General features: G+C 65.1%; 1 protein-coding gene. It reads left to right on the plus strand.

Features of this window, described 5'->3' with window-relative positions; genetic code table 11:
* The coding region (locus NE591_RS13950; RefSeq protein WP_256156943.1) for a molybdopterin-dependent oxidoreductase at nt 1–307 on the plus strand (307 nt) is incomplete at both ends.

Raw genomic sequence — 307 nt, forward strand, 5'->3', positions numbered from 1 at the left:
GTGTACAACACCGAGTGCGAGTCCTTCGGCTGCTGGGCCTTCCAAACGGAAGCGCTGGGCATGTACTCCCACGGCAATCATCCCGACCTCATGATGGCGCCGGACAAGTACGACCTGCCCAACGCCGACACCATCGTGCTGTACGGCTGCAATCCGGCCTGGTCGCAGCACTCCTCCATGTACTGGCTGAAGAACGCCCAGAAGGCCGGGGTCAACGTCGTGTTCGTCGGCCCCGACTACAACGCCACCGCCGCCGCCATGGACGACCGCTGGTTCCGCGTGCGCCCCGGCACCGATACGGCCTTCC

Source organism: Adlercreutzia sp. DFI.6.23 (assembly GCF_024462535.1).
In the GTDB taxonomy this organism is placed as follows: Bacteria; Actinomycetota; Coriobacteriia; order Coriobacteriales; family Eggerthellaceae; genus Adlercreutzia; species Adlercreutzia rubneri.